General features: G+C 44.0%; 1 protein-coding gene. It reads left to right on the plus strand.

What is annotated here, in order from left to right; translation table 11 throughout:
* Positions 1 to 29: 29 nt before the first annotated feature.
* Positions 30 to 653, plus strand: a 624-nt coding sequence (locus tag LZD49_RS35310) for an NAD-dependent epimerase/dehydratase family protein (RefSeq protein WP_234673361.1), incomplete at its 3' end; no start/stop codon positions are given.

Genomic DNA, 653 nt, shown 5'->3' on the forward strand with positions numbered 1-653 from the left:
TTTACAGAAATAGTAAAATTGTACAACCAATGAAGGTACTAGTGACCGGTGCCGCAGGTTTTATTGGATTTCATCTTGTCCAACAAATGATTCGCCTGAATTATGAGGTTGTGGGGATAGACAATATCAACGACTATTATTCCACGTCCCTTAAACTGGACCGGCTTGCTGAGTGCGGCATTACCGGCGTTGACTTAGGCAGCCAAAATACAAATACCCATTCCAGCTCCCAGGGCAACTACCTATTCGTCAAAGCCGATCTGCTGGATATGGACAAGCTCGTTGAACTTTTCGAAACGCATCGATTCGACTATGTGATCAATCTGGCGGCACAAGCGGGCATCAGGTATAGTACAGAAAATCCAAGAACTTACCTTAAATCCAACGTCGAAGGGTTTTTCAATATCCTGGAATGTTGCCGGATGTATCCGCCTCAAAAACTGATATTTGCCAGCAGTTCAAGCGTTTATGGTTTAAATGAAACACAGCCATTCTCAACGGATCATAAAGTTGATACGCCTATCAACATCTACGCTGCTTCAAAGAAATCCAATGAACTGATGGCCCATGCATACAGCCACCTTTATAAGTTTCAAACAGTAGGGTTGCGTTTTTTTACGGTATACGGCCCTTGGGGAAGACCGGATATGGCC

Origin of the sequence: Dyadobacter sp. CY261 (assembly GCF_021440085.1) — a bacterium.
Taxonomy (GTDB): domain Bacteria; phylum Bacteroidota; class Bacteroidia; order Cytophagales; family Spirosomataceae; genus Dyadobacter.